A 6099-nucleotide genomic window follows, 5' to 3' on the forward strand; every position below is an offset into this window, starting at 1 on the left:
GTGTACATAGTGCACTCGGTTATGTATCGCCTTTTGAGTTTGAAGCAATGTACTATGATAAGATTAACCCGTTAGGTCAGGTGGCCTAACTTAAATAAAAAGTCTCCGACAAACCCGGTACGGTTCAACCCTCAATGAGTGAAACCGTTTCCATGCAACCTTATGAAGTTTCGGAAGGCACGATTCATTTCAAAGTGAAAGCGGATAACCGTCATTTAAACCCTTTAGGGGGCATACACGGCGGTTTTGCAGCAACCGTACTGGATTCCGTTACTGGTTGTGCCGTTCACAGTATGCTGGAAGCAGGTGTGGGTTATGGCACCATCGATTTAAATATCAAAATGTGCCACCCTACTCCTCAAGATCAACAACTGGTTGCCACAGGAACCATCATCAATATCCATAAAACCTGGAGATTACTGAAGGTAAAATTGTAGATAAAGAAGTCAAACTTTAAGCCGACGCCACTGCAACATGTATGATTATTCGTTAATAGACAATATGCCGCACTTAGAGCTTAAGTCATTTACTAAGCTCTTGTGCGAGTACATGATTAAACGGCCGATTTAAATGATTTTGTTAGAGCAGATAAAGCCACTTCCGGACGTGAAGTTCCCTTATAGATACATAAATATTTAAATACGCTATCGAGTGATATAGAGAGTTTCTTCTGTTCCGACACCGACCATACTTTAGAATTGTTACGTCCAGATAAAGCGCTACCATTCAGCTGATACAAATACAGATCACGATCACGTTGCAAAGGCTGCTTGCGACCATTCGAATAACTATCCAGCAGCAATTGACAAGGTGAATTAATCAACCATTTATCGCTAAACCAAAGCTGCAACAAGTCACCCAGATATAAGACTTGAGTTCCGACAGGCCAGACCTGGATATAAGCATCCTCAACAGCGGTCTGATAGCACTGCGGGTCTTGAATAATAGAAAGGTAATTATCTTGATAAAAAGATAAATTTGAAAAAATTTCGGCAATCGTCAGCGTATGCATTCGCTTTCTCCTGTTTAGCCATTTTAGTGCTGGCAAGTTGGTTTAAATCCACACTGTTTGAACTTACATTCAAACGCTCTGTTATGTATTTAATCTAACAAGCCAGTTTTGGCTGTGCAAGTTTTTTTAGGATTTTTAATTGAGTTGTTTAAATAAAAAGCATACGGCATAAAAATTAAGGAATCATGACACTTTTAGCTTGACCCCCTGTAAAATCTGCTTATAATCGCATGCAGATTCTCCAATAGCTCAGTCGGTAGAGCGACGGACTGTTAATCCGCAGGTCCCTGGTTCGAGCCCAGGTTGGAGAGCCAAATACGAAAAAGCCCGCAGCATTAAAGCGGGCTTTTTTATTGCCTAAATAATCTATAGTTATCTAGTCATCAGATAAGCCCTAAGCTAGGCCATAGAAAAAGCGCATCGAAATGCGCTTTTTCTCTGCTCATTCACCTCAACGTGGATCAATAGCAGGATTGTTTTTATTGTTGAGGTAAAGGAATATATTGTGAATTATTATTCTGTGCTTTACGTTCAGTCACCACCACATTCAGGGTTAATGGCTGCTCATCTCGCACCACTTCAACTTTAATGGTGCTATTCGGTGCTTGCAAGGCTACATAATTAATCAAGTGGGAAGCAGAAGTGATCGGTTCACCATTGACCTGGATAATTTTATCACCCTTTTTAATTCCTGCCTTGGCTGCAGGACCACGAGGAAGTACGTCAGCAACGACTACGCCAGTTTGCTTAGGTTCAAGAATATTGTCCTGTTGTACTGGCATGAGGCTAATGCCCAACCAGCCGCGAACTACACGACCGTCTTTCAGAATTGAATTTAGAATTTGCTGACACACTTTCGCAGGAATGGCAAAACCAATCCCCAGTGAACCACCGGATTGCGAGAAAATAGCCGTATTCACACCAATCAGATTACCAGCCACGTCAATCAGTGCTCCACCCGAATTCCCCGGATTAATCGCCGCATCGGTTTGAATGAAGTCTTCATAAGTATTAATGCCCAAATCTGAACGGTTGGTGGCAGAAATAATCCCCTGAGTGACTGTTTGTCCCACACCGAATGGGTTACCAATGGCAAGCACCACATCCCCAACTTCATTGCCGCTGAGTTTAAAAGGCAAAACCGGCAGCTTGTCGAGTTCAATCTTAATTACCGCCAGATCAGAATCTGGGTCTGTGCCAATCACTTTAGCGACTGCACGGCGTCCATCATTCAGACCCACCACAATTTGTTCAGCCTGAGCAATTACATGATTGTTGGTCAAGATATAGCCATCTGAACGTACAATAACACCCGACCCCAGACTGTTTTCATTTTGCTCCTGATCAAACTGTTCAGGGACCTGATCACCAAAAAACTCGCGAAATGCAGGGTCATTTAACAAAGGGTGCTCTGCTTTATTCACTTTTTGGGTTGTGAAAATATTCACCACCGCAGGAGCCGCCACCTTCACGGCATTACTGTAAGATTCGACTGCACCCGCCCTGTTGGTATTAACTAAAGGCTCGACTTTTTCTCTTGGCATTTTTATACCGTCAGATGCAACAGGGGCTTGCGGCTTCTGAGAATGTTGCCAGACAAGAAAACCGAGAGTGACTAAAACAAGTAAAACCCAAGGTAACCATGAAAAGGTGCGGCGCACGGTAATTTCCTCTAACAATATTTTAATTCGTTGATGACTAAGTAATTTATCGGCCATTGTAAAATGAAATACAGCAGGAAACTTAAAAATAATTCAGAGTTTTGTGCTGCTTTAGTTACAATTCAAAATATGTTTTGATGATATTCAATATTAAGGCTTTTGAGAAATTTATGGCAAAGCTCAGCGAGATTATTCAGTGGTGTGATCAAACCCTGAAATCACACGAATTTAAAGACTATGCACCAAATGGCTTGCAAATAGAAGGCAAACCGGAGATTAGCAGAATTTTGTGTGCTGTTACGGCATCTCAGGATGCGATTGAAGCTGCAATTGAACAAGGTGCCGACTTACTGCTGGTGCATCATGGTTATTTCTGGAAAGGTGAACCCTACCCGATTACAGGTATGCGCGGTAAACGTATTAAAAGCCTGATTCAGCATGATATCTCACTGGTCGGCTATCACTTACCTTTAGATAGTCACCCTACTTTAGGTAATAATGCCGCGATTACCGAGATGTTAGCATTAGAAAATATTGAAGCTTTAGATCCAGCTGAACGCAACCCGATTGGCAATATTGGTTATTTAAAAAACGCCATGTCTGCTGAAGACTTTAAACAGTATGTGTCTGAACGTTTAAATTTTAACGCCATCCATCTTCCCGCGGAAAAAACCAGCATTCAGAAAGTGGCTTATTGTACTGGTGGCGCGCAAGATTTTATTGGCAAAGCTGCGGAGCAAAACTGTGATGCCTACATTTCCGGCGAGGTCAGTGAACGGACTTTTTACGAAGCCAAAGAACTGAATGTGCACTACTATGCCTGCGGGCATCATGCCACCGAACGTTATGGAGTACAACGTCTGGCAAAAGCTATTTCAGAACAGTTCGATATTGAGTATAGTTACTTTGAATTAAACAATCCGATTTAATTTAATGACGGTTTAACATTTTCTTTATACGTATAAATTGAGGCTTTATTCTGTATTGTTATTTATAAGCAATGCGCAATTTTCCTCAAGAATCTATTACAATAAAGCGACTTAATGTTAAAACCCAGCAAAATGCAAGGAATTGAAGACATGACAACGATTACTTTACCGGCACTTCCATACGGTTATGAAGATCTTGCTCCGCACATCAGCAAAGAAACTTTAGAATACCATCACGACAAACACCACAACACTTACGTTGTAAACTTGAATAACCTGATCAAAGGCACAGACCTTGAAGGTAAAACTTTAGAAGAAATCATTAAAGCATCTGCTGGTGATGCTGCTAAAGTTGGCGTGTTCAACAACGCGGCTCAAGTTTGGAACCATACATTCTACTGGAACTGTATGGCTAAAAATGGTGGTGGTAAAGCGACTGGTGCTTTAGCGGCTAAAATTGATGAAGCTTTCGGTTCTTATGAAAAATTTGCTGAAGAATTCGCTGCTGCTGCAACCACTCAATTCGGTTCAGGCTGGGCTTGGTTGGTTGCGGATGAAGTAAATGGCAACCTTTCTATCCTTAAAACTTCAAATGCCGACACTCCACTTGCTCATGGTAAAGTTGCTGTGTTGACTATTGACGTTTGGGAACACGCTTACTACATCGACTTCCGCAATGCACGTCCTGCTTATATCAAAACTTTCCTGGAAAGCTTGGTAAACTGGGATTACGCAAATGCTAAATATGCTGGTCAAGCTGCTGGCGTTGAAAAATAAGAAATAAAATATTTTTTATTTTTTGCTTAAAAAATCACCCTTTATGGGTGATTTTTTTATTTTCAGAACCCAAACGCATATTAATAAAGCAAATAATTCATTTCTTTACATTATCTTGTTGACGACTTTAGTTTTCATCCCTAAAATGCGCATCAGATTCTCCAATAGCTCAGTCGGTAGAGCGACGGACTGTTAATCCGCAGGTCCCTGGTTCGAGCCCAGGTTGGAGAGCCATCTATTCTTCCATAGCTCAGTCGGTAGAGCGACGGACTGTTAATCCGCAGGTCCCTGGTTCGAGCCCAGGTGGAAGAGCCAAAATTCTAAAAAGCCCACTCATTGCGAAGTGGGCTTTTTTTTATTCAGCAGATTTACATTTCCTGCAATCTGCACTTTTACGATCTCTACTTTTGAGTCATCACTTTTTATTAAAATTGTAGATCATTCTCCTATCTCTTGTTCGCTGATTAAAATTTGGTTATGTTCATTCTAATAACAATATTCTAATAAACTGCTATGAATGCCACCTGGTTAAAATCTCTCATTTTCTGGATTATTTTGATTGTTGTGATGTTCGCCGTGTTTCAATGTAGTCAAAATTCTGAAAATAAAAAGCAGGCTTCCGCGCTCATGTATGAACGCCTGTTTCATTGCACCCGTAATTTAGTCAAAAAGAACCCGGAGGTTTTAAAACACATTCAGCAGCAACTCAAACCTGAGCTTACCCAAGCTGAAGTGATGAAATTGCTGGACGAATGCCGTCAAGCCCACCCATTACAAAGCAAAGAAAACTATATAGACCTAATAAAATCACTTAAATAACCAGCAATAAGTTTATTTTTAAAACATTCAATTCATTTTCATGGCTTTTTTAACACTAAACTCTTGACCCTGTAAGCTGAGATACATAGAATGCGTACCAGATTCTCCAATAGCTCAGTCGGTAGAGCGACGGACTGTTAATCCGCAGGTCCCTGGTTCGAGCCCAGGTTGGAGAGCCAAATTCTAAAAACCCACTCAACAGAGTGGGTTTTTTCTTATATCAAGATTTTATTGTGTTCGACTCAAGCCAAGCCACTTTTTTTATTATTGGTTGCATTGCCACTCTTGCCTTGCTGACCCTTGTTTTTCAGCAACTGTTCAAACCACAGCAGAAATTTTTCCCTAAACGTGTGATCACGCCTTTTGAAAGTAAAATGTTTATCCGGCTGAAAGAAGCCTTTCCACAACATCATATTTTGGCTCAAGTTGCTTTTAGCGCATTAATCACCAATGACAACTTTAAGATCCGTAACAAGTTTAACCGTAAAGTCACCGACTTCGTTTTACTGAATCAAAAGCTCGAAGTGGTCGCGATTATTGAACTGGATGATCGATCACTTTTCCTAATTGAATAAAGTTATCAAAAAGTTTCTTTATATATTTTTCATTGACATAGTGCATTTTTTGATCTCTAATTATTTGACAATTGTCATGGATGCATCACCCTATGAAAGTTAGATATCTTAAGGATTATGAACACTCAAAAACATTAGATGCAGATAGCTATGACTGGCTAAAACAAGAAGAAAAGAAACTTAATAAACTTACATCACTGGTAAGTATCAACTAAAAAGTAAACATGTATTCATTACCAAAACCCTTTGAAATCTGCCCAACCCAACGCTCTATTTGATCTGCCTTCATCACCTTAAAATCCCGCCAGTTATACTTCATCTGCTTC

Annotated in this window: 5 protein-coding genes, 4 tRNA genes and 2 pseudogenes; 9 read left to right on the top strand and 2 right to left on the bottom strand. The window is 40.4% G+C overall.

The features are described from left to right. Positions 1 to 116: 116 nt before the first annotated feature. Positions 117 to 457 (top strand): annotated as a pseudogene (locus FTT83_RS15250) (PaaI family thioesterase); the annotation flags it as partial. Between the two features lie 96 nt (positions 458 to 553). Here the strand turns inward: FTT83_RS15250 and FTT83_RS15255 are convergent. Then, entirely contained in the window at positions 554 to 1012 is a 459-nt protein-coding gene (locus FTT83_RS15255; protein ID WP_180042697.1) for a hypothetical protein, read from the bottom strand. A gap of 238 nt (positions 1013 to 1250) precedes the next feature. Between FTT83_RS15255 and FTT83_RS15260 the strand changes: the two genes are divergently transcribed. After that, positions 1251 to 1326: transfer RNA gene (locus tag FTT83_RS15260), tRNA-Asn, on the top strand. A gap of 165 nt (positions 1327 to 1491) precedes the next feature. Here the strand turns inward: FTT83_RS15260 and FTT83_RS15265 are convergent. Further along, positions 1492 to 2673 carry a S1C family serine protease gene (locus FTT83_RS15265; RefSeq protein ID WP_180042741.1) on the bottom strand — a complete coding sequence of 394 codons (1182 nt, stop codon included), beginning with the start codon at positions 2671 to 2673 and terminating at the stop codon, positions 1492 to 1494. Between the two features lie 170 nt (positions 2674 to 2843). Between FTT83_RS15265 and FTT83_RS15270 the strand changes: the two genes are divergently transcribed. The 7 genes and pseudogenes from FTT83_RS15270 to FTT83_RS16190 all read left to right on the top strand — a co-directional run. Then, a complete protein-coding gene (locus FTT83_RS15270; RefSeq protein ID WP_180042698.1) occupies positions 2844 to 3602 on the top strand; it encodes a Nif3-like dinuclear metal center hexameric protein in 759 nt (252 codons plus the stop codon). A gap of 150 nt (positions 3603 to 3752) precedes the next feature. Next, on the top strand, positions 3753 to 4379 hold the full coding sequence (locus FTT83_RS15275; protein ID WP_086195136.1) for a superoxide dismutase: 627 nt from the start codon (positions 3753 to 3755) through the stop codon (positions 4377 to 4379). A gap of 158 nt (positions 4380 to 4537) precedes the next feature. Continuing rightward, a tRNA-Asn gene (locus FTT83_RS15280) sits at positions 4538 to 4613 on the top strand. A 5-nt stretch (positions 4614 to 4618) separates the two neighbouring features. Further along, a tRNA-Asn gene (locus FTT83_RS15285) sits at positions 4619 to 4694 on the top strand. Between the two features lie 198 nt (positions 4695 to 4892). Next, positions 4893 to 5198, top strand: coding sequence for a hypothetical protein (locus FTT83_RS15290; RefSeq protein ID WP_180042699.1), 306 nt, complete (start codon positions 4893 to 4895; stop codon positions 5196 to 5198). Between the two features lie 103 nt (positions 5199 to 5301). Beyond that, positions 5302 to 5377: transfer RNA gene (locus tag FTT83_RS15295), tRNA-Asn, on the top strand. Positions 5378 to 5431: 54 nt separating this feature from the next. Continuing rightward, positions 5432 to 5755: pseudogene (locus FTT83_RS16190) on the top strand (DUF2726 domain-containing protein); the annotation flags it as partial. Positions 5756 to 6099 lie beyond the last annotated feature (344 nt).

The organism is Acinetobacter sp. YH01018, from assembly GCF_013420295.1.
Classification (GTDB): Bacteria; Pseudomonadota; Gammaproteobacteria; order Pseudomonadales; family Moraxellaceae; genus Acinetobacter.